We start from the raw sequence: 19,993 nt of genomic DNA, 5'->3' as shown, positions 1-19,993 counted from the left end.
ACACCAGACCCGACATGCAACACACCCCTCACTCGGCCGGTGTTGCACTCACCCCCAGGAACCGCGCGGGGAAACCTGATGTTGTGGGGCGAAACTTCGCCCATCAACATCAGGGTTCGCCCCCCAGGTCCCGCCCACGGGCGTGGTGGACGACGCCGCCGTCGTGCCACAGTGCCGCCATGAGCATCGATCCCGCCGACCGCGTGCGCCTGAGCGGGCACGACATCGAGAAGGCCGACCTGGCCGACTGGCGCTTCATGTTCGTCAGCATCGAGGCCGTCTTCGACCTGCCGAGCTACGCGGTCGGGCTCGAGCTGGTCGCCGAGATCGGGGCCCTGGCCGAGGAGTCCGACCACCACCCCGATCTGCTGCTGCGGTGGGGGCGGCTGGTCGTCAAGCTCATGAGCCACGACGCCGGCGGCGTCACCCAGCGCGACGTGCGGATGGCCGAGCGGATCTCCGCGCTCGCGGCCGGACGCCGTGCGGTCGCCCGCCCCGAGCTCGTCCAGGTCGTCGAGATCGCCCTCGACACGTGGCACCGCGACACGATCCGGCCGTTCTGGGCCGCGATCCTCGGAGTGCCCGACAAGCCCGACCACCCGATGGAGCTCATCGACCCCGACGGCCGGGTGCACACGCTGTGGTTCCAGGAGACCGGCCCGCACGAGACCCCGCGCCAGCGGTTCCACTACGACGTCCGGGTCGCCCACGACACCGTGCAGGAGCGCATCGCGGCCGCGATCGCCGCCGGAGGCCGTCTCGTCAGCGACGAGCACGCGCCGGCGTTCTGGGTGCTCGCGGACGCCCAGGGCAACCAGGCCTGCCTCACCACCTGGCAGGGCCGGGACTGACCGCCATCCGGGACCGTCGTCCCGGATGCTGGGACGGGGTGTCACACTGATGTGACGGACCACCCGGCACGAGCTACGGTGATCGCATGCGCCACCAGATCATTCTCGTACGCACGCGACGCGTGAGCTGAGCTCGACCACCCGAGCACGGCGTACGCGTCACCCCTCGTTGCCCGCCCGGGCCGAGGGGTTTTTTGATGGCCAGGGACTCCCCGTCGCACGATCCGAAAGAGATACAGGCATGAGCGCAGCAGCACCGACGCCGGGAACGGAGATGACCGGCGCCCAGAGCCTCGTCACGTCCTTGGAGGCCGCCGGTGTCGAGACCATCTTCGGCATCCCGGGCGGGGCCATCCTCCCCGCCTACGACCCGTTGATGGATTCCTCGATCCGCCACATCCTCGTGCGGCACGAGCAGGGTGCGGGCCACGCCGCCCAGGGCTACGCGGCCGCCACGGGCCGCGTCGGGGTCTGCATGGCGACCTCCGGCCCGGGCGCGACCAACCTGGTCACCCCGATCGCCGACGCCTACATGGACTCCGTGCCGATGGTCGCGGTCACCGGCCAGGTCGGCGCCAGCCTCATCGGCACCGACGCCTTCCAGGAGGCCGACATCCGCGGCATCACCATGCCGATCACCAAGCACAACTTCCTGGTCACCGACCCCGCCGACATCCCGCGCACGATCGCCGAGGCCTTCCACGTCGCCTCCACCGGTCGTCCCGGCCCGGTGCTCGTGGACGTCGCCAAGTCGGCGCTCACCGCGATGACCTCCTACCGCTGGCCCACCGAGCTGCAGCTGCCCGGCTACCGCCCCGTGACCAAGCCGCACGCCAAGCAGATCCGCGAGGCCGCCCGCCTGATCCTGGAGTCGCGCAAGCCGGTGCTCTACGTCGGCGGCGGCGTCATCCGTGCCGGCGCCGCGCGCGAGCTGCGTGTGCTGGCCGAGCTCACCGGCATCCCGGTCGTCACCACCCTGATGGCGCGCGGTGCCTTCCCCGACTCCCACCCCCAGCACCTCGGCATGCCCGGCATGCACGGCACGGTGGCCGCGGTGGCGGGTCTGCAGAAGAGCGACCTCATCATCAGCCTCGGCGCCCGCTTCGACGACCGCGTCACCGGCAACCTCGACTCCTTCGCGCCCGGCGCGAAGGTCATCCACGCCGACATCGACCCCGCCGAGATCGGCAAGAACCGGCACGCCGACGTGCCGATCGTGGGCGACTGCCGCGAGGTCATCAGCGACCTCATCGTCGCGCTGACCGCGGAGTCCGACGCCGGCAACACCGGCGACTACGAGGCCTGGGTGCAGTTCATCTCCGGCATCAAGAGCAAGTACCCGCTGGGCTACGAGACGCCGTCCGAGGGCCTCGCGCCGCAGTACGTCATCGAGCGCCTCGGCGCGATCGCCGGCCCCGACACCGTGTTCTCCTCCGGCGTGGGCCAGCACCAGATGTGGGCGGCGCAGTTCATCTCCTACGAGAAGCCCAACACCTGGATCAACTCCGGCGGCCTGGGCACCATGGGCTACTCCGTGCCGGCCGCGATGGGCGCGAAGGTGGGTCGCCCCGAGGCCACCGTGTGGTCGATCGACGGCGACGGCTGCTTCCAGATGACCAACCAGGAGCTCGCCACCTGCGCGATCGAGGGCATCCCGATCAAGGTCGCGATCATCAACAACGAGTCGCTCGGCATGGTGCGCCAGTGGCAGACGCTCTTCTACAACGAGCGCTACTCCAACACCAACCTCCAGCGCCACGCCGGCCCGGTGCGCATCCCCGACTTCGTCAAGCTCGCCGACGCCTACGGCTGCGTCGGCCTGGCCTGCGAGAGCGCCGCCGACGTCGACGCCACGATCGAGAAGGCCATGGAGATCAACGACGTGCCCGTCGTCGTCGACTTCCGCGTGCACCGCGACGCGATGGTGTGGCCGATGGTCGCCGCCGGCACGAGCAACGACGAGATCAAGTACGCGCGCGACCTCGCGCCCGAGTTCGACGAGGACGACCTGTGATGACCAAGCACACCCTGTCGGTGCTCGTCGAGAACAAGCCCGGCGTCCTGGCCCGGATCGCGGGCCTGTTCAGCCGCCGCGGGTTCAACATCGAGAGCCTCGCGGTCGGCCCGACCGAGCACCCCGAGATCTCGCGGATGACCATCGTCGTCAACGTCGAGGACTCTCCGCTGGAGCAGGTGACCAAGCAGCTCAACAAGCTCGTCGAGGTCATCAAGATCGTCGAGCTCGACCCGTCCGCGTCGGTCAACCGCGAGCTCGTGCTGGTCAAGGTCGCGGCCACCGCCGAGACCCGCGGCCAGGTGCTCGACACCGTCCAGCTCTTCCGGGCCAAGGTCATCGACGTCGCCCCCGACGCCGTGACCATCCAGATCACCGGCAACTCCGGCAAGATCGCCGACTTCCTGCGGGTGCTCGAGCCGTTCGGCATCCGCGAGCTCGTCCAGTCCGGGATGGTCGCCATCGGCCGCGGCTCGCGCTCGATCTCCGAGCGCACCCTGCGCCCGGTCGCCGTCCCCGCGCCGCCGGCCGCGAACGCCGGCTGACCGGCCCGCCCGGTCCAGCGAACCCCACCCGCCACACCTACGTAAAAGGAGAAGCCCCCGTGGCTGAGATGTTCTACGACGACGACGCCGACCTGTCCATCATCCAGGGCAAGAAGGTCGCGGTCATCGGTTACGGCAGCCAGGGCCACGCCCACGCGCTGAACCTCCGCGACTCCGGCGTCGACGTCCGCGTCGGCCTCAAGGAGGGCTCGACCTCGCGCCCCAAGGCCGAGGAGGAGGGCCTGCGGGTCCTCACCCCGGACGCCGCCGCCGCCGAGGCCGACGTCGTGGTGATCCTCGCTCCCGACCAGGTGCAGCGCCACCTCTACAAGGAGTCCATCGAGGCGAACCTCAACCCGGGCGACGCCCTGGTCTTCGGTCACGGCTTCAACATCCGCTTCGGCTACATCCAGCCGCCCGCGGGCGTCGACGTCCTCCTCGTGGCCCCGAAGGCGCCGGGTCACACCGTGCGCCGTGAGTTCGTCGCCGGCCGCGGCATCCCGGACATCATCGCCGTCGAGCAGGACGCCACCGGCTCGGCCTGGGACCTCGCGATCTCCTACGCCAAGGGCATCGGCGGCACCCGCGCCGGCGTCATCAAGACCACCTTCACCGAGGAGACCGAGACCGACCTGTTCGGTGAGCAGACCGTGCTCTGCGGCGGCGTCTCCCAGCTGATCCAGTACGGCTACGAGACCCTCACCGAGGCCGGCTACCAGGGCGAGATCGCCTACTTCGAGGTGCTGCACGAGCTCAAGCTCATCGTCGACCTCATGTGGGAGGGCGGCATCGCCAAGCAGCGCTGGTCGGTCTCCGACACCGCCGAGTACGGCGACTACGTGTCGGGCCCCCGGGTCATCACCCCGCAGGTGAAGGAGAACATGAAGGCGGTGCTCGCCGACATCCAGAGCGGCGCCTTCGCCGAGCGCTTCATCGCCGACCAGGACGCCGGCGCCCCGGAGTTCAAGGCCCTGCGCGAGAAGGGTGCCCAGCACCCCATCGAGGCCGTGGGCCGCGAGCTGCGCTCGCACTTCTCCTGGAGCCACCAGGACAAGGACTACACCGAGGGTTCGGCCGCGCGCTGACCCTCTCCCACCACGGGCCCGGACGACGTCGTCCGGGCCCGTGGTGCGTTCGGCGCCGGGGAGCGCGGGTCGGGAACAAAGCCGGTGCCGTCGCTGCTGCCCCCTCCATGCGTGTGGAGATCTGGAGCGATGTCGTCTGCCCGTGGTGCTACCTCGGCAAGCGCCGGTTGGAGGCGGCCCTCGACCGCTTCGAGCACGGTGCGGAGGTGGAGATCGTCTACCGCTCCTTCGAGCTCGACCCCGCCGCGCCGCACCACGGCCACGAGCGCACGCTGACGACGCTGGCGCGCAAGTACGGCCGGCCCGAGGCCGACATGCGCCAGATGATGCAGCAGCTCATCGACACCGCCGCCGCCGAGGGCCTGGAGTTCCGGCTCTTCGACAACGTGCACACCAACACGATCGACGCCCACCGTGTGCTGCACCTCGCCCTCGCCACCGGTGGCCCGGCCCTCCAGGTGCGCCTCAAGGAGGCGCTGCTGGCCGCCTACTTCACCCGCGCCGAGGACGTCGGCGACCACGCCGTGCTCACCGCGGCCGCCGTCGGCGTCGGCCTGGACGCCGACCGGGTCGCCGAGGTGCTGGCCGGCTCGGAGTACGCCGGGGAGGTCGAGGCCGACATCGCCCAGGCCCGCGCGTACGGCGTCAGCGGCGTCCCCTTCTTCGTCATCGACGAGCGCTTCGGCATCTCCGGCGCCCAGCCGACCGAGGTCTTCGAGCAGGCGCTCGCGCAGGCCTGGACGGCGTCCCACCCGGTCGTCGAGATGGTCGGCGGCGCCTCGGGGGAGGCCTGCGGGCCCGACGGGTGCGCGATCTGAGGGCCTGAGGCGGACAGATTGGTAAGCCTCGCCTCACTGAGGTTAGGCTTACCTGGTGCTGGGCAACTTCCTGATCGGACTCCGCGAGGGCCTCGAGGCCGCGCTCGTCGTGAGCATCCTGGTCGCCTACCTGGTCAAGACCGGACGGCGCGACCTGCTGCCGCGCATCTGGAGCGGCATCGCCCTCGCGGTCGGCGTGTGCACGGCCATCACGGTCGGCCTGGCCGCCCTCGAGCGGCAGCTCACCTTCGAGTCCCAGGAGCTCATCGGCGGCGGCCTCTCCATCGTCGCGGTCGGGTTCGTCACCTGGATGATCTTCTGGATGGCCGGCGCCGCCCGCACCATCGGCGCCGAGCTGCGCGGCCGGGTGGACGCCGCCGCGGAGGGCGGCCGCTGGGGGCTCGTGCTCGTCGCCGTCCTGGCGGTGGGTCGTGAGGGCCTGGAGACCACGCTGTTCCTCTACACCGCCACCCGCCAGGCCACCGACGGCGGCGAGAGGTCCAGCGCCGAGCCGATCCTGGCGGCGCTGCTCGGCATCGCGGTGGCCGTCGCGCTCGGCTACCTCATGTACCGCGGAGCGATCTCGATCAACCTCACCCGCTTCTTCACCTGGACCGGCGCGTTCCTCGTCGTGGTCGCGGCCGGCGTGCTCGCCTACGGCGTCCACGACCTCCAGGAGGCCGGGCTCCTGCCGGGCCTGAACACCCTCGCCTTCGACGTCAGCGAGCAGATCCCGCCGAGCTCCTGGTACGGCACGCTGCTCAAGGGCGTCTTCAACTTCTCGCCGGCCACCACGGTCCTCGAGGCCACGGCCTGGCTGCTCTACGCCGTCCCCACGATGACGCTGTTCCTGCTCGGCGTGCGTCGCCGCGCCGTCCCCTCCACCCCGAAGGTCCCCACCCATGCGTGAGTCCCGCACCCGTCTGCCGTTCCTCGTCGCCCTCGGTGCCGGCGCGCTCCTGCTGTCGGCCTGCACCGAGAGCACCTCCTCGGCCGGCGATGCCGGCAGTCCCCGGTCGCTGAGCGTCAGCTCCTCGGCCGAGTCCTGCGACGTCTCCGCCGGGACGGCGCCGGCGGGCACCCTCACCTTCGACGTCACCAACGACGGCGACGAGGTCACCGAGTTCTACCTGCTCGGCGACGACGGCCTGCGCATCGTCGCCGAGGTCGAGAACATCGGCCCCGGCCTGAGCCGCCAGCTCGTGGTCAACGCCCCGGCCGGCGACTACTTCACCGCCTGCAAGCCGGGCATGAGCGGAGACGGCATCCGCGCCGCCTTCACCGTGACGCCGAGCGACGAGGAGCCGACCGTCTCCGCCGACACCCAGGCGCTCGTCGACGCCGCGGTGAAGAACTACAGCGCCTACGTGCAGGACCAGTCCGACCAGCTCCTCGCCGCCACGGAGGAGTTCGTGAAGGTCTACCGGGCCGGTGCCGACGACCGCGCCCGCGCGCTCTACCCGGAGGCCCGGGTGCACTGGGAGCGCATCGAGACGGTCGCGGAGTCCTTCGGCGACCTCGACCCGAAGATGGACGCCCGCGAGGCCGACCTCGAGCCCGGCCAGAAGTGGACCGGTTGGCACCGCATCGAGAAGGACCTGTGGCCGCCGGCGCGCTACACCGCGCTCACCACCAAGCAGCGTGCGGCGTTCGCCGACGACCTGCTCGCCAACACCCGCACGCTCGACGAGCGGATCGGGAAGCTCTCCTTCACCGTCGACCAGATCGCCAACGGCTCGCGCGGCCTGCTCGAGGAGGTCGCCACCGGCAAGGTCACCGGCGAGGAGGAGATCTGGTCGCACACCGACCTGTGGGACTTCCAGGCCAACGTCGACGGCGCCCGGGTGGGCTTCGAGGGCGTCAAGCCGATCGTCGAGCAGAACGACCCGGCGCTGGCCACCCAGCTCACCGAGCGCTTCGCGGCCCTGCAGAAGCTGCTGGACTCCCACCGCGACGGCGACGGCTTCGTCTTCTACGACACCGTCGCGACGCCGGAGCGCAAGCAGCTCTCGGACGCCGTCAACGCCCTCTCCGAGCCCCTGTCGCGGCTGACCGCCGCGGTGCTGGGCTGAGATCCGCCATGGCACCGGTCTCCCGACGCGGCCTCCTCGGCGGAGGTGCGGTCGCGGCAGGTCTCGCCGGCCTCGGCGCCTTCGCCGCCACCGAGGCGCTGGCCGGGGACGCCGACGGCAGCACGTCGGCCGACGACCTCGCCTACCCGTTCCGCGGCACGCACCAGGCGGGCATCGTCACCCCCGCCCAGGACCGTCTCCACTTCGCGGCCTTCGACGTCATCACCGACGACCGCGACGAGCTGATCGCCCTGCTGACCGCCTGGACCGAGGCCGCCGAGCGGATGACGCGCGGTGCCGGCGCCGGCCCCATCGGTCCGACCCAGGGCGCGGCCGACCTGCCGCCCGACGACACCGGCGAGGCGATCGGCCTGCCGCCCAGCGGGCTCACCCTCACCTTCGGCTTCGGCCCCGGCCTGTTCACCGACGCCCGGGGCCGCGACCGGTTCGGCATCGCCGAGCGCCGTCCGGCCGCCCTCGAGGAGCTCCCGCACTTCCCGGGCGACCAGCTCATCGCGAGCCGCTCCGGCGGCGACCTGTGCGTGCAGGCGTGCGCGCAGGACCCCCAGGTCGCCGTCCACGCGATCCGCAACCTGGCCCGCATCGGCTTCGGCACGGTCTCGGTGCGCTGGTCGCAGCTGGGCTTCGGCCGCACCTCGACCACCTCGACCAGCCAGTCGACGCCGCGCAACCTCTTCGGCTTCAAGGACGGCACCGCGAACGTCAAGGCCGAGGAGACCGACGCGCTCAGCGAGCACGTGTGGGTGCAGGACGGCGACGACCTCGCCGCAGGCTGGCTGACCGGCGGCTCCTACCTGGTCGCCCGACGCATCAACATGACCATCGAGACCTGGGACCGCCAGCCGCTGGCCGACCAGGAGGGCTTCATCGGCCGCACCAAGGACACCGGCGCCCCGCTGTCGGGAGGCGGGGAGTTCACCGCGCCCGACTTCGAGATGCCCGGCAGCGACGGCACGGTCATCCCGGCCACCGCGCACGTGCGCGTCGTCCATCCCGACAACAACGCCGGTGCGCGCATGCTGCGCCGCGGCTACAACTTCGTCGACGGCACCGACGACCTCGGCGGCCTCAACGCCGGCCTGTTCTTCATCGCCTACGTGCGCGACCCGCGCACGGGGTTCATCCCGGTGCAGACCGCGATGGCCCGTCACGACGCCCTCATGGAGTACCTCAAGGTCACCGGCTCGGCGCTGTTCGCGGTGCCGCCCGGCGTCGGCGAGGGCGAGTACGTCGGTCAGTCCCTCTTCGCCTGAGGGTCCGCCTGAGGGGCCGCCTGGCGGGCCGCCCACTGCTCGGCGGTCATCGAGAAGTACGCCGACGGGTCGTCGTACCACTTCTCGGTGACGCCGTCGTCGGTCATCCCGATGCGCCGCATCACCGCCTTCGACGCCTCGTTGTGGGTGTGGCTGACCGCGATGATCTCCGGCAGGCCGCCCGCGAAGCCGTGCGCCAGCACCGCGGTGGCCGCCTCGCTCGCGTACCCCCGGCCCCAGGAGTCGGGGTGCAGGTGCCAGCCGATCTCGACCTCGCCGTGCTCGGCGTTCGGCATCACCATGAGCGCCACCGAACCGGCCACGACGCCGTCGGGCCGCTCGATCGCCCAGTACCCCAGCGGCGGGACGGCGCACCGCTCGGCGTAGACGTCGACCTTCGCGTGCGCCTGCTCGAGGGTCTGCATCAGCACCGGCTCGCCGTCGCCGAGCCAGACCATCACCTCGTAGCGGCTCTGGATGTCGAGCAGCCGGGCGGCGTCCTCGTGCCGCCATCGCCGGATCACCAGGCGCTCGGTGGGCGCGGGCACGTTCTCACTCATCGGGTGATCCTTCCCCCAGGCGGAGCCGGCGGTCGAGGTCGAGGCGGTCGAGGAAGTGCTCATCGTGGCTGACCACGATGAGAGCACCCTCGTACGCCGCGAGGGCGTCGACGAGCACGTCGACGGAGGCGAAGTCGAGGTTGTTGGTGGGCTCGTCGAGCACGAGCAGCTGCGGCGGCGGATCGGCGAGCAGGACGACCGCGAGCGTCGCGCGGAAGCGTTCACCGCCGGAGAGCGCTCCGACGGGCCGGTCGGCGGCCGCTCCGCGGAACAGGAAGCGGGCGAGCCGCGCGCGCAGGGTGGTCGCGTCGACCTCCGGCGCCCGCGCCGCCGCGTTCGCCGCCACCGACGAGGCGTCGTCGAGCAGGTCCTGACGCTGGGCGAGGACGCCGACGGGCACGTGCTGCTCCACCGAACCCGCGGCCGGGGCGAGTTCGCCGACGAGCGTGCGCACCAGCGTCGTCTTGCCCGAGCCGTTGGGGCCGACGATCGCGAGGCGCTCGGGCCCGACGAGCTCGAGGTCGAGACCCGTCGCGTCCGCCGGGTCGGCCCGGGTGAGCAGACCGCGGGCGGTGAGCACCCGTCGTCCCCGCGGCACGGCGGTGCCCGGCAGGTCGATGCGCACCCGGTCGTCCTCGCGCAGCCGTTCCTCGGCGGCGGTGAGCTGCTGCCGAGCCTGCTCGAGCCGGGCGTCGTGCAGCCGGCGGTAGTCGGCGGCGTTGCGCTCGGATCGGTTGCGCCAGAAGTCCTGGGCGCCCTTGCCCATGTTGGTGCGCTGCGCAGTGCGCGCGCCCTGACGCTTGCGCTGGGCCAGCAGCCGCTCGGCCTCCTGGCGGTCGTGCTGCTGACGCCGGACGTCGGCGCGCGCCGTCGTCACGGCCTGGCGGGCGGCGTCCTGCTCGGCGGCGACGCGCGCCTCGTAGGCGCTCAGCGGCCCGCCGTACCACGTCAGCTGCAGCGGGCCGCCGCCCGGCGGACGGGTCAGGTCGCCGATGCGGTCGAGGCGTTCGAGCAGCTCGCGGTCGTGGCTGACCACCACGAGGGTGCCCGGCCAGGTGGCCAGGACGTCGTGCAGCCGCCGCCGCGCGTCGAGGTCGAGGTCGTTGGTCGGTTCGTCGAGCAGCAGGATCGCGGGGCGGCGCAGCAGCAGCCCGGCGACGGCCAGTCGCATCACCTCGCCGCCGGAGAGCTCGCCGACGCGGCGGTCGAGCAGGGGCGCGGGCAGCCCGAGACGCTCGAGCATCGCGCCGGTGCGCTCCTCGACGTCCCAGTCCGCCCCGACGACGTCGTAGTCGGCCGCGGCGGTCGATCCGCCCTCGATGCGTCTCAGGGCGCGGCGTGTGCTGCCGATACCGAGAAGGTCCTCGGCCGGCAGGTCCTGCCGCAGGACGAGACCCTGCGGCAGGTAGGAGACCTCCCCGTCGGCCACGATCCGGCCGGCGCTCGGGGTGAGGACGCCGGCCAGCAGCCGCAGCAGGGTCGACTTGCCGGTGCCGTTGGCGCCGACGAGTCCGGCATGCCCGGGCGCGACGACGAGGTCGAGCCCGGAGACGACAGGGGTGCCGTCGGGCCACGCGAAGGCGAGGCCGGCGGCGGTGATCGAGGCAGGTGTGGACATGGGTGCTCCGGGGATGCGAGGTGTCGGGGGTGTGGACCGGACCTCAGAGGAGCAACGGACGCCTGCCTTCGTCGGGGATGGGACGCCGTCACCGTACGACCGGCGTGACGGATCTCGCACCCGATTTCCGGGCCGCCGAATCAGCACGGCGACGCGCGATCCCCTACCTTCGCCGTCCGTGACCCTCACCCCGCACCGTCCTGCGCGCCCCGCCGGGCAGCGGGGGACGGCGCGGCTCGCCTGGGTCGACGCCGGCCGCGGCCTGGCGATCGCCCTGGTCGTGCTGCACCACGCGATCGGCGCGTTCGACGACCTCGGCTTCGGCTCGCCGGTGCTGGTCGAGGCGTCCGAGCTGGTGCGCACGATGCGGATGCCGCTGTTCTTCGCCCTCGCCGGCCTCGTGGCGACCTCGTGGGTCGCGCCCGGGGCGTCGTGGCGGCGGCTGGTCGGCACGAAGCTTGTCGTGCTCGGCTGGGCCTACGTGCTGTGGATGGTGCTCCGCGCGGCGTGGTTCGGCGTCGTCCTGCCGAGCCCGCGGCAGTCGCCGGGCCCCGCGGAGCTCGTCGAGCGGCTATGGCTGCCCGAGGCCGGCTGGTTCCTCTTCACCCTCGGGGTCTTCTTCCTCGCCGCGCGCGCCACGGCCCGGGCGCCGTCCTGGCTCGTGATCGGGACGACGATCGCGCTCAGCGTCGCCGCGTACGCCGCCTGGCTGCGCACCGACAACCCCGCCTGGGACGGCGCGCTGCGCTACGCCTGCTTCTTCGTGATCGGCGTCCGCGCGCGCCACCACCTGGTCGGCCTCGGCGAGCGCACCACCCCGCGCCGCGCGACAGCGGTGGTCGGGTTGTGGGCCGCCGCCTGGATCGTGCTCGACCTCGCCGGCGTGCGGTCGGTGCCCGGCGTGCACACCGGGCTGCGGCTCGGCGGTGTCGCCGCCGGTGTCTGCCTGGCCGTGGTGTGCGCGCGCAGCGAGCTGCTGCGTCGGCTCGGGCGGGCGACGCTGCCGGTCTACCTCGCCCACCAGTTGATCGTGCTCCCGGGGGCGGCGCTCGTCGTCGGTGCCGTCGGGCTCGATCTGACGGGGCATCCGCTCGCCGGGCTCGCCGTCCTGGTGCTGCCGTTCGGTCTCTTCGCCCTCGCGCTCACCGCCAGCTGGGCGCTGGGGGAGTGGGCGGCCCGCTCCCGGTTCGCGTGGCTCTTCGCGCCGCCGCCGGCACTGCTCGCGGCGACGTCCGGACGCCGCGTCCCCTCCGGCGTGCGCTGATCAGGCTGGCTCAGGCCACGAGCACGCGGTCGCGCCCGCGTGGCACGGGCGAGGGGGCGCCGTCGGCGACCACCGACCACGCCTCCGCCAGGCGCGGGACGGCGAGGCGCAGGTCGTCGACCGGCCGCGCGAAGGGGAGGCGCACGAAGCGGTCGAGTCCGCCGGCGACCGCGAACACCGGCCCCGGCGTGATGACGACGTCGCGGCGCTCGGCCTCGACGGCGAGTGCGCTCGCCCGGGCCAGCGGCAGCCGACACCACAGCGAGAGGCCGCCGGCCGGCCGGACGAACGACCACGACGGCAGGTGCTCGGCGACCGCCTCGGCGAGGCCGTCGCGCTGGGCGCGCAGGCGGTCGAGGTGCTCGGCCGGGACCGGTCCGCGCGCCAGGAGCCGCGCGAGCACCAACTGCTCGAGGACGGGGGCGCCGAGATCGAGCACCAGCCGCGCGTGCACGATCTCCTCGACCCGGGCCCGCGGCGCCCGGATCCACCCCAGGCGCAGCCCGCCCCAGAACGCCTTGGACGCCGACCCGATCGTGATGGTGTCGGGCGCGAAGGCCGCGAACGGGCGGGGCATCGGTCCGCCGTCCAGGTGGAGGGCCTGGAGCGACTCGTCGGCGATCGCCACCGTGCCCGCTGCTCGCAGGTGGCCCGCGTAGACCTCCCGCTGGGCCTCGGTCATCAGGTGACCGGTCGGGTTCTGGAAGTCGGGCACCAGGTAGGCCGCCGCGGGCCGCACCTGCCGCAGGACGCCGCCGACGGCGTCGAGATCCCACCCGTCGACGTCGACCGGGCCGGGCACGAGCCGGGCGCCGGCATTGCGGATCGCCTCGGTGGCGTTGGGGTAGACCGGCGACTCCACCAGCACCCGGCTGCCGCGGCCGGTGACGGCGCGGGCGACGATGGCCGCCGCGGAGAGGGCGCCCGGGGTGACGATGATCTGGTCGGGTGCGGTGGGCAGACCCCGGGCCGCGTAGGAGGCCGCGATCGCCTCCTGCAGAGGCGGCAGTCCGGCGGGGAAGTAGCCGTGGCCGCCGAGGTAGGCGGGCAGGTCGCCCGCGGCCTCGGTGAACGCCGCGAGCAGGCCGGGAGGCGAGGACGCCGCCGCGCAGGTGAGGTCGACGACACCCTGGTCGGGGTGGGGGAGCAGCACCCGGTCGTGGGCGCGACCGCGGTCGTGGGGCAGGCGGGTGTAGGTGCCCGACCCGTGCCGCGCCTCGGCGTACCCCTGGTCGCGCAGCAGGGCGTAGGCGCGCGTGACCGTCGTCCGCGAGACGCCGAGGGCGGCGGTCAGATCGCGCTCGCTGGGCAGTCGCGCCCCCTGCCCGAGCCGGCCGTCGCCGATCGCCTCCACCAGCGCCTCGGCCAGACCGGCGTAGGCGGGGGAGCGGTCGAACTCCCCGACGGTGGCGAGCACCCGGGCGGCCGAGAGCGTCGGGGAAGTGGCCTGTGACATGCAGGCCACTCTTCCACAAGTGGCTATCGCATAACAGGCCACTTCGGCCGCACACTTCTCGGGTGAGCATCGCAGCCCGCCCTACGCCCGCACCCCGTGCCGCCCTCGCCGACCTCGGACCGCTCGCCCAGTTGCGCGCCGGGCGCCTCGCGCGCCGCATGGTGCAGCTGCACGTCGGCCTGGTGCTCTACGGCGTCTCGCTGGCGATGATGGTGCGCGGCGACCTCGGCCTCGCGCCCTGGGACGTCCTGCACTCCGGGCTGGCGCGCTACCTCCCCCTCGATCTGGGGCAGGTGCTCATCGTGGTCAGCTTCCTGGTGCTGCTGGCCTGGATCCCGCTGCGCGAGGTGCCCGGCTACGGCACCGTGGCCAACGCGATCGTCCTGGGGCTCTCGGCCGACGCGACCCTCGCCGTCCTCGACCGGCCCGAGGGTCTCGCCGCGCGTGCGGCGCTCATGGTCGGCGGGATCCTGGCCTGCGGCACGGCGACGGCCTGCTACATCGGCGCCCAGCTCGGGCGCGGCCCGCGCGACGGCCTGATGACCGGGCTGCACCGGCGCACCGGCCTCTCCCTGCGGCTGGTGCGCACCGGCCTGGAGGTCTCGGTGGTGGCGGCCGGTCTCGCTCTCGGGGGCCACCTCGGGCTGGGCACGGTGCTGTTCGCGGTGACGATCGGGCCGATCACCCAGGCGCTGCTGCCGGCCTTCGTCGTGGCGCTCCCGCCGCGCGGTGAGGACGCCGTCAGCGCCGCGTCGCGATGACGACGGCGGCGTCGGGGGCGACCATCACCTCGACGGCGGTGAACCGCTCGTCGGTCAGCCACTGCTCCCTCAGGATGTCGACCCGACCGCCCGAGATCGGCGGCCACATCTCGCAGGGGGCGAAGTCGTCGAGCACGACGATGCCGCCGGCCTCGACCAGGTCGACCACCGCGTCGACCCCGACCGCCGCCGGCTCGCCGGAGTCGAGGAAGAGCAGCGAGTAGGGCCCGCGGTCGAGCAGGGTCGACCAGTCGGCGGCCAGCACCTCCACGAGCGGGTCGTCGGTGAAGATCTCCGCGGCCGCGCGAGCGAGGCGGGCGTCGAGCTCGGCGGTCACGATGCGTGCCTTCTCGCCCCGCACCCCCGAGCGCAGCCACGCGGTGCCCACGCCGCATCCGGTGCCGAACTCGGCCATCGTGCCGTCGCGGGTGGCGGCCAGCATCGCCAGCAGGCGGCCGGTCTCGTTGCGGCAGAAGGAGACGTAGCCGGCGCGCCGCGACACGTCGAAGGCGCGCGCGACGATCTCGGGCAGGTCCGGGGGCGCGCTCACCGCCCCATCCTCCGCGCGTCGCCTCCGCGACCCGGACGACCGTCTCGGATCGCGAACACATTTCCGGAATCCGGTGGTCGGCGTCCGGATATGGGTCTAGGCTCGCACCACCATGCGGAGCTTCCTCGTACTCATCGAGCGCCGCGGCGAGGCCACCCGGATCTGACTCCGGAGGATGAGGCCCCCTCGCCGCGGTGATCGGCGTTGCGCGAGGCCTCATCCGATCCGCCAGATCACCAGGCCGTTGCGGCCAGTGCTGGCGATGGCTCCGCGGACCCGCACTCGTGACACGAGACCCGTCGTCCGACCGGCCGGCCGACGACGACCCGAGGCGATCCCTCCCGGTCCGACCCGACCGACGCCGCGGTGCCATCACCGGTCCTGGCCTCCGCCGTCCGGCATCCGCACCGCACCAGCACCAGCACCAGCAAGGAGAGATCACCGATGTACGACCTGTACCCCGAGTGGGGCCCCGCCCGTCACGACCCCGAGAACCCGCGCAGCCGCGAGGCGCTCCAGCGTTCTCTCGACCTGCGGGACGACGGCGGCGAGCGCCCCGACGACAACTAGCCTCACCTGTCATGACCGACCAGTCCACCGCCGCCACCGGGACCCCCGGGACCGTCAAGCTCGCCGTCATCCCCGGCGACGGGATCGGTCAGGAGGTGACCGCCGAGGCGCTCAAGGTGCTCGCGGTCGCCGCCCCCGCCGGTGTGACGTTCGAGCAGACCCGCTACGACCTCGGCGCCGAGCGCTACCTCGCCACCGGCGAGGTGCTGCCCGACTCCGTGCTCGCCGAGATCCGCGAGCACGACGCCATCCTGCTCGGCGCGGTCGGCGGCAAGCCGAACGACCCGAACCTGCCCCCGGGCATCCTCGAGCGCGGCCTCCTGCTGCGCCTGCGCTTCGAGCTCGACCACTACGTCAACCTGCGCCCCTCCCGGATCTACCCCGGGACGGCCTCGCCGCTCTCCGCCGAGACCCTCGGCTCCGAGCCGGTCGACTTCGTGGTGGTCCGTGAGGGCACCGAGGGTCCCTACACCGGCAACGGCGGCGCCCTGCGCGTGGGCACCCCCCACGAGGTCGCCACCGAGGTGTCGGTCAACACCGCCTTCGGCGTCGAGCGGGTCGTCCGCGACGCCTTCGCCCGCGCCCAGCGCCGTCCGCGCAAGAAGCTGACCCTGGTCCACAAGACCAATGTGCTCGTGCACGCGGGCTCGGTGTGGTGGCGCATCACCCAGGAGGTCGCCCGGGAGTTCCCGGAGGTCACCGTCGACTACATGCACGTCGACGCGACCATGATCCACCTGACCACGAACCCCTCGCGCTTCGACGTCATCGTCACCGACAACCTCTTCGGCGACATCGTCACCGACCTCGCCGCCGCCATCACCGGCGGCATCGGCCTCGCGGCGTCCGGCAACGTCAACCCCGACCGGACGACGCCCTCGATGTTCGAGCCCGTGCACGGTTCGGCGCCCGACATCGCCGGCCAGCAGATCGCCGACCCGACCGCGGCGATCCTTTCTGCGGCACTGCTCCTCGACCACCTCGGCCACACCGAGGCCGCGGGCGTCATCGAGCGCGCCGTCATCGACGACCTCGCCGAGCGCACCCCCGGCGCGACCCGCAGCACCCCGGAGGTCGGCGACGCCATCGCCAAGCGAGTAGGCGGCTGACCGCCCGCGCTCGTCACCGAACGCCGCGTCCTGACACCAGGGGACCGGGCACACCGCACGGTGTGTCCGGTCCTTCTGTGTCCAGGGACTGCCCACGGACGGCGTCGCTCGACGATCGCGGTCGGTCAGGCCCCGCGCCCGCCCGACGACCTCACGAGAAGAGCACTAGATTGATGACCATGCAGATCGAGACGACGGCCTCCGCAGCCCCCCTCGACGACGCCGCGTTGGCCGAGATCCTCGCCAACCCCGGCTTCGGCAACCACTTCACCGACCACATGTTCCGCATCGAGTGGACCCCCGACGCCGGGTGGCACGGAGCCCGCGTCGAGCCCTACGGCCCGCTGAGCCTCGACCCGGCCGCCGCCGTCCTGCACTACGCGCAGGAGGTCTTCGAGGGCATGAAGGCCTACCGGCACGCCGACGGCTCCATCTGGAGTTTCCGGCCCGAGGAGAACGCGGCCCGGATGGCCCGCTCGAGCCGCCGCCTGGCGCTGCCCGAGCTGTCGGTGGCCGACTTCGTCGAGGCCGTCGACGCCCTGGTGCGCGTCGACCAGCGCTGGGTGCCCGACGCCAGCGAGAGCGAGAAGAGCCTCTACCTGCGGCCCTTCATGTTCGCCTCCGAGGCGTTCCTCGGCGTGCGACCGGCCCAGCACGTCACCTTCATGGTGATCGCCAGCCCTGCCGGCGCCTACTTCAAGGGCGGGGTGAAGCCGGTCAGCCTGTGGCTCACCGAGGAGTACACCCGCGCCGGGCGCGGCGGCATGGGCGCGGCCAAGACCGGCGGCAACTACGCCAGCTCGCTCATCGCGCAGCAGGAGGCCATGGGCCAGGGCTGCGACCAGGTGGTCTTCCTCGACGCGACCGAGGGCCGCTACGTCGAGGAGCTCGGTGGCATGAACCTCTACTTCGTCTACCGCGACGGCCACATCGTCACCCCCGAGACCGGCACCATCCTCGAGGGCATCACCCGCGCCTCGATCATCGAGCTGGCCGGCAAGGCCGGCCACCGTGTCGAGGAGCGCCGCTTCTCCATCGAGGAGTGGAAGGACGGGGTGGCCTCCGGCGACATCGCCGAGATCTTCGCCTGCGGCACCGCGGCGGTCGTCACGCCGGTCGGCGAGCTGAAGTGGGACGGCGGGTCGCTGGCCTCGCCCGGCGACGGCTCGGTGGCCGCGCTGCTGCGTCAGCAGCTGGTCGACATCCAGTTCGGCCGGGCCGAGGACGCCTTCGGCTGGATGCACCGCATCGTCTGATCGCGGCCGCGCCGGCGGACGCTGTGTGATCGCGTCGGCCGACGCCGTGTGATGTCCTGACGGGCTCGGCGGAATCGCTCCGCCGGGCCCGTCGGCGTCCCTACGATCACGCAGGTGACCCGACGACGTCGTCCCGCCCTGATCCTGGCCGCCCTCGTGTCGGCGGCCGCCTGCTCGCTGGCCGCCTGCGGCTCGACCGAGGAGGACTCCGACGAGGAGACCCGCAGCCACACCGGTCGTGAGGGCGAGGGGTGGACCGTCCTGCACTACTCGATGGCCGACACCAACCTCGAGACCTTCATGGTCGACGACGTCAACGAGCTCGGCCAGGTGGCCACCGGCGACGACGTGGCGATCCGCGAGTTCATGGACCGCTCGCCGGAGTACGGCGACGACGAGGTGCTCGACCAGGGCGCCTGGGTCGGCGGCCGCGTGCTCGACCTGGGCGGTGAGGGCACCTCCGAGCTCGTCGAGGACCTCGGCGACGTGAACTCCGCCGACCCCGAGGTGCTCGCCGACTTCATCGCCCAGGGCATCGAGGACCACCGCGCGGGTCACTACGCGCTGATCATCAGCGACCACGGCGCCTCCTGGCCCGGCATCGGACCCGACGAGACCTCCGGCGACGTCCTCGACCTCGCCGAGATCACCAACGGCATCCGCGACGGCCTCGACCGCGCGGGCGTCGACGTGCTCGATCTGATCGGCTTCGACGCCTGCCTGATGAGCGGCTACGAGGTCGCCTCGGCGATGGCGCCGCTGGCCGATCGGATGGTCGCCTCCCAGGAGCTCGAGCCCGGCCACGGCTGGGACTACGGGGCCTTCCAGGTGCTCGCCGACGAGCCGGGTGCCGACGTCGACACGCTCGGCCAGGCGATCCTCGACGGCTTCCGAGGCCAGGCGCGCGAGCAGGGTACCGACGACGAGATCACCCTCGCCCTCACCGACCTCACGAAGATGGGCGAGGTCGAGGACGCCGTCGACACCTTCGCCCAGGCGCTGGCCGACCGGGTCGCCGACGTCGCCCCGGTGGTCGGCCGGGTCGAGGCCTCCACGCTCGGGTTCGCCAAGAACCCCGACCCCACGCAGGACGCCCACCTGGTCGACCTCGGTCAGCTCGTCGCGGGCATCGGCACCGAGGCGCTCGACGTCAGCGACGAGGCCGACGCGGTCATCCGCGCCCTCGGCGACGCCGTCCTGGCCCAGGTCGGGGGAGCCGCGACCCAGGGCGCGAGCGGCCTGTCGGTGTACTTCCCGCCGACGCAGGACCTCGCCGACGGGGCCTACCTCGACGTCGACTCGGCCGAGGACTGGGGCGACTTCCTCACCGCCTACTACGACGCCGGCGAGCAGATCCCCGACGCCGAGCAGCCGAGCTTCACCAACGAGGACGGCGTCGCGGAGGTGGACTTCACCGACGACGGCGTCGACGTCTACGGCACCTACGACGGGGCCGCCCAGGACAACCTGGTCGATGCGACGATCAGCTACGCGATCGCCGACCCCGACGGCACCCTGACCTACTTCGGCGAGGAGGCGGCGGTCGTCGACCCCGAGGGCGACCCGATCGCCACCGGCAGTTTCGACCTGACCGCGCTCACGATCAGCGACGGCGAGGACACCGCCTACGCCTACCTGACCCTGGACTTCTCCGACGACCTCTCGACCGGGTTCGTCGACGTGCCGATGACCTACTACGCCGCCGACGACCCGAACGGCGAGTACCCGATGGACGTGCTGCTCTCGATCGTCCTCGACGTCGATTCCGGCGACTTCATCAGCGAGACCTACTACGTCTACGACGAGGAGACCGGCGGCTACGGCGAGCTCGACGCCGACCCCGACGGCATCGTCGTCCCCGACGTCTACACGGTCAGCCCCGACGGCGAGGGCAGCTGGGAGCCCACCAGCGACGTCGGTCTGTACGCCGACCTCGCCGAGCTCACCTACGACATCGAGCCCCTCGACAGCGGCACCCCGCTCCAGCTCGACCTCACCGTCACCGACTTCGGCGGCAACCAGAGCACGGTGAGCGCGCTGGTCGAGGTGCCGTGAGCCTGGATCCAGGCTGAGCCCCGTTCGCTTGTAACGCGGGGTTCGGTGGTTCTAGGAACCCCTTACAAGGGTCGGGTAGTCGTACCGAACCCCGCGTTACAAGCCCCTCGGCCCCGCCGTGGTCAGGTGAGGCTA

Annotated in this window: 18 protein-coding genes; 14 read left to right on the top strand and 4 right to left on the bottom strand. The window is 72.5% G+C overall.

What is annotated here, in order from left to right; translation table 11 throughout:
* Positions 1 to 179 precede the first annotated feature (179 nt).
* The 8 genes from ABD671_RS03255 to efeB all read left to right on the top strand — a co-directional run bounded on the left by ABD671_RS03255 (position 180) and on the right by efeB (position 8,659).
* On the top strand, positions 180 to 851 hold the full coding sequence (locus ABD671_RS03255) for a 4a-hydroxytetrahydrobiopterin dehydratase (protein WP_344731788.1): 672 nt from the start codon (positions 180 to 182) through the stop codon (positions 849 to 851).
* Between the two features lie 241 nt (positions 852 to 1,092).
* Positions 1,093 to 2,865 carry an acetolactate synthase large subunit gene (locus ABD671_RS03250; protein WP_344731787.1) on the top strand — a complete coding sequence of 591 codons (1,773 nt, stop codon included), beginning with the start codon at positions 1,093 to 1,095 and terminating at the stop codon, positions 2,863 to 2,865.
* The gene (gene ilvN, locus ABD671_RS03245) at positions 2,865 to 3,410 is read left to right on the top strand and encodes an acetolactate synthase small subunit (protein WP_344731786.1); all 546 of its coding nucleotides are present in this window, start codon (positions 2,865 to 2,867) and stop codon (positions 3,408 to 3,410) included. Before ABD671_RS03250 ends, ilvN begins: the two co-directional genes overlap by 1 nt.
* A 59-nt stretch (positions 3,411 to 3,469) precedes the next feature.
* Positions 3,470 to 4,495 (top strand): ketol-acid reductoisomerase, encoded by a 1,026-nt coding sequence (ilvC, locus tag ABD671_RS03240; RefSeq protein WP_344731785.1) that lies wholly within the window; start codon positions 3,470 to 3,472, stop codon positions 4,493 to 4,495.
* Between the two features lie 107 nt (positions 4,496 to 4,602).
* A complete protein-coding gene (locus ABD671_RS03235) occupies positions 4,603 to 5,313 on the top strand; it encodes a DsbA family oxidoreductase (RefSeq protein WP_344731783.1) in 711 nt (236 codons plus the stop codon).
* Between the two features lie 55 nt (positions 5,314 to 5,368).
* Positions 5,369 to 6,223: an iron uptake transporter permease EfeU gene (gene efeU, locus ABD671_RS03230; RefSeq protein WP_344731782.1), complete on the top strand. Its 855-nt coding sequence runs from the start codon at positions 5,369 to 5,371 to the stop codon at positions 6,221 to 6,223.
* Positions 6,216 to 7,385, top strand: coding sequence for an iron uptake system protein EfeO (efeO, locus tag ABD671_RS03225; protein ID WP_344731781.1), 1,170 nt, complete (start codon positions 6,216 to 6,218; stop codon positions 7,383 to 7,385). Before efeU ends, efeO begins: the two co-directional genes overlap by 8 nt.
* Positions 7,386 to 7,393: 8 nt before the next feature.
* Positions 7,394 to 8,659, top strand: a complete 1,266-nt coding sequence (gene efeB, locus ABD671_RS03220) for an iron uptake transporter deferrochelatase/peroxidase subunit (RefSeq protein WP_344731780.1) — start codon at positions 7,394 to 7,396, stop codon at positions 8,657 to 8,659.
* On the opposite strand, the gene ABD671_RS03215 is transcribed toward efeB, so the two are convergent.
* Complete coding sequence (locus ABD671_RS03215; RefSeq protein WP_344731779.1) at positions 8,641 to 9,219, bottom strand: GNAT family N-acetyltransferase; 579 nt, start codon at positions 9,217 to 9,219, stop codon at positions 8,641 to 8,643. The two genes, efeB and ABD671_RS03215, sit on opposite strands and share 19 nt — an antisense overlap.
* Positions 9,212 to 10,837 (bottom strand): ABC-F family ATP-binding cassette domain-containing protein, encoded by a 1,626-nt coding sequence (locus ABD671_RS03210; protein WP_344731778.1) that lies wholly within the window; start codon positions 10,835 to 10,837, stop codon positions 9,212 to 9,214. The genes ABD671_RS03215 and ABD671_RS03210 overlap by 8 nt, the downstream gene beginning before the upstream one ends.
* 178 nt (positions 10,838 to 11,015) lie before the next feature.
* On the opposite strand from ABD671_RS03210, the gene ABD671_RS03205 reads away from it, so the two are divergent.
* On the top strand, positions 11,016 to 12,101 hold the full coding sequence (locus tag ABD671_RS03205) for an acyltransferase family protein (RefSeq protein WP_344731777.1): 1,086 nt from the start codon (positions 11,016 to 11,018) through the stop codon (positions 12,099 to 12,101).
* Positions 12,102 to 12,111: 10 nt separating this feature from the next.
* Here ABD671_RS03205 and yczR read toward each other — a convergent pair whose 3' ends face one another.
* Entirely contained in the window at positions 12,112 to 13,557 is a 1,446-nt protein-coding gene (gene yczR, locus ABD671_RS03200; RefSeq protein WP_344731776.1) for a MocR-like transcription factor YczR, read from the bottom strand.
* Positions 13,558 to 13,619: 62 nt separating this feature from the next.
* Between yczR and yczE the strand changes: the two genes are divergently transcribed.
* Positions 13,620 to 14,318 (top strand): membrane protein YczE, encoded by a 699-nt coding sequence (yczE, locus tag ABD671_RS03195; protein ID WP_344731775.1) that lies wholly within the window; start codon positions 13,620 to 13,622, stop codon positions 14,316 to 14,318.
* Here yczE and ABD671_RS03190 read toward each other — a convergent pair.
* The gene (locus ABD671_RS03190) at positions 14,299 to 14,868 is read right to left on the bottom strand and encodes an O-methyltransferase (RefSeq protein WP_344731774.1); all 570 of its coding nucleotides are present in this window, start codon (positions 14,866 to 14,868) and stop codon (positions 14,299 to 14,301) included. The genes yczE and ABD671_RS03190 overlap by 20 nt on opposite strands.
* 366 nt (positions 14,869 to 15,234) lie before the next feature.
* Between ABD671_RS03190 and ABD671_RS03185 the strand changes: the two genes are divergently transcribed.
* From ABD671_RS03185 to ABD671_RS03170, 4 genes are all read left to right on the top strand, one after another.
* The gene (locus tag ABD671_RS03185; RefSeq protein WP_344731773.1) at positions 15,235 to 15,438 is read left to right on the top strand and encodes a hypothetical protein; all 204 of its coding nucleotides are present in this window, start codon (positions 15,235 to 15,237) and stop codon (positions 15,436 to 15,438) included.
* Between the two features lie 11 nt (positions 15,439 to 15,449).
* Positions 15,450 to 16,547, top strand: a complete 1,098-nt coding sequence (locus ABD671_RS03180) for a 3-isopropylmalate dehydrogenase (RefSeq protein ID WP_344731772.1) — start codon at positions 15,450 to 15,452, stop codon at positions 16,545 to 16,547.
* Between the two features lie 179 nt (positions 16,548 to 16,726).
* Positions 16,727 to 17,803, top strand: coding sequence for a branched-chain amino acid aminotransferase (locus ABD671_RS03175; protein WP_344731771.1), 1,077 nt, complete (start codon positions 16,727 to 16,729; stop codon positions 17,801 to 17,803).
* Positions 17,804 to 17,917: 114 nt separating this feature from the next.
* Positions 17,918 to 19,858 (top strand): DUF807 family protein, encoded by a 1,941-nt coding sequence (locus tag ABD671_RS03170; protein WP_344731770.1) that lies wholly within the window; start codon positions 17,918 to 17,920, stop codon positions 19,856 to 19,858.
* The last annotated feature ends 135 nt before the right edge of the window (positions 19,859 to 19,993 follow it).

The sequence above is a fragment of the Nocardioides fonticola genome (assembly GCF_039536805.1).
Taxonomy (GTDB): Bacteria; Actinomycetota; Actinomycetes; order Propionibacteriales; family Nocardioidaceae; genus Nocardioides; species Nocardioides fonticola.
The sequence above is the reverse complement of the archived record's forward strand: the minus strand, read 5'-3'. Positions and strand labels throughout refer to the sequence as shown.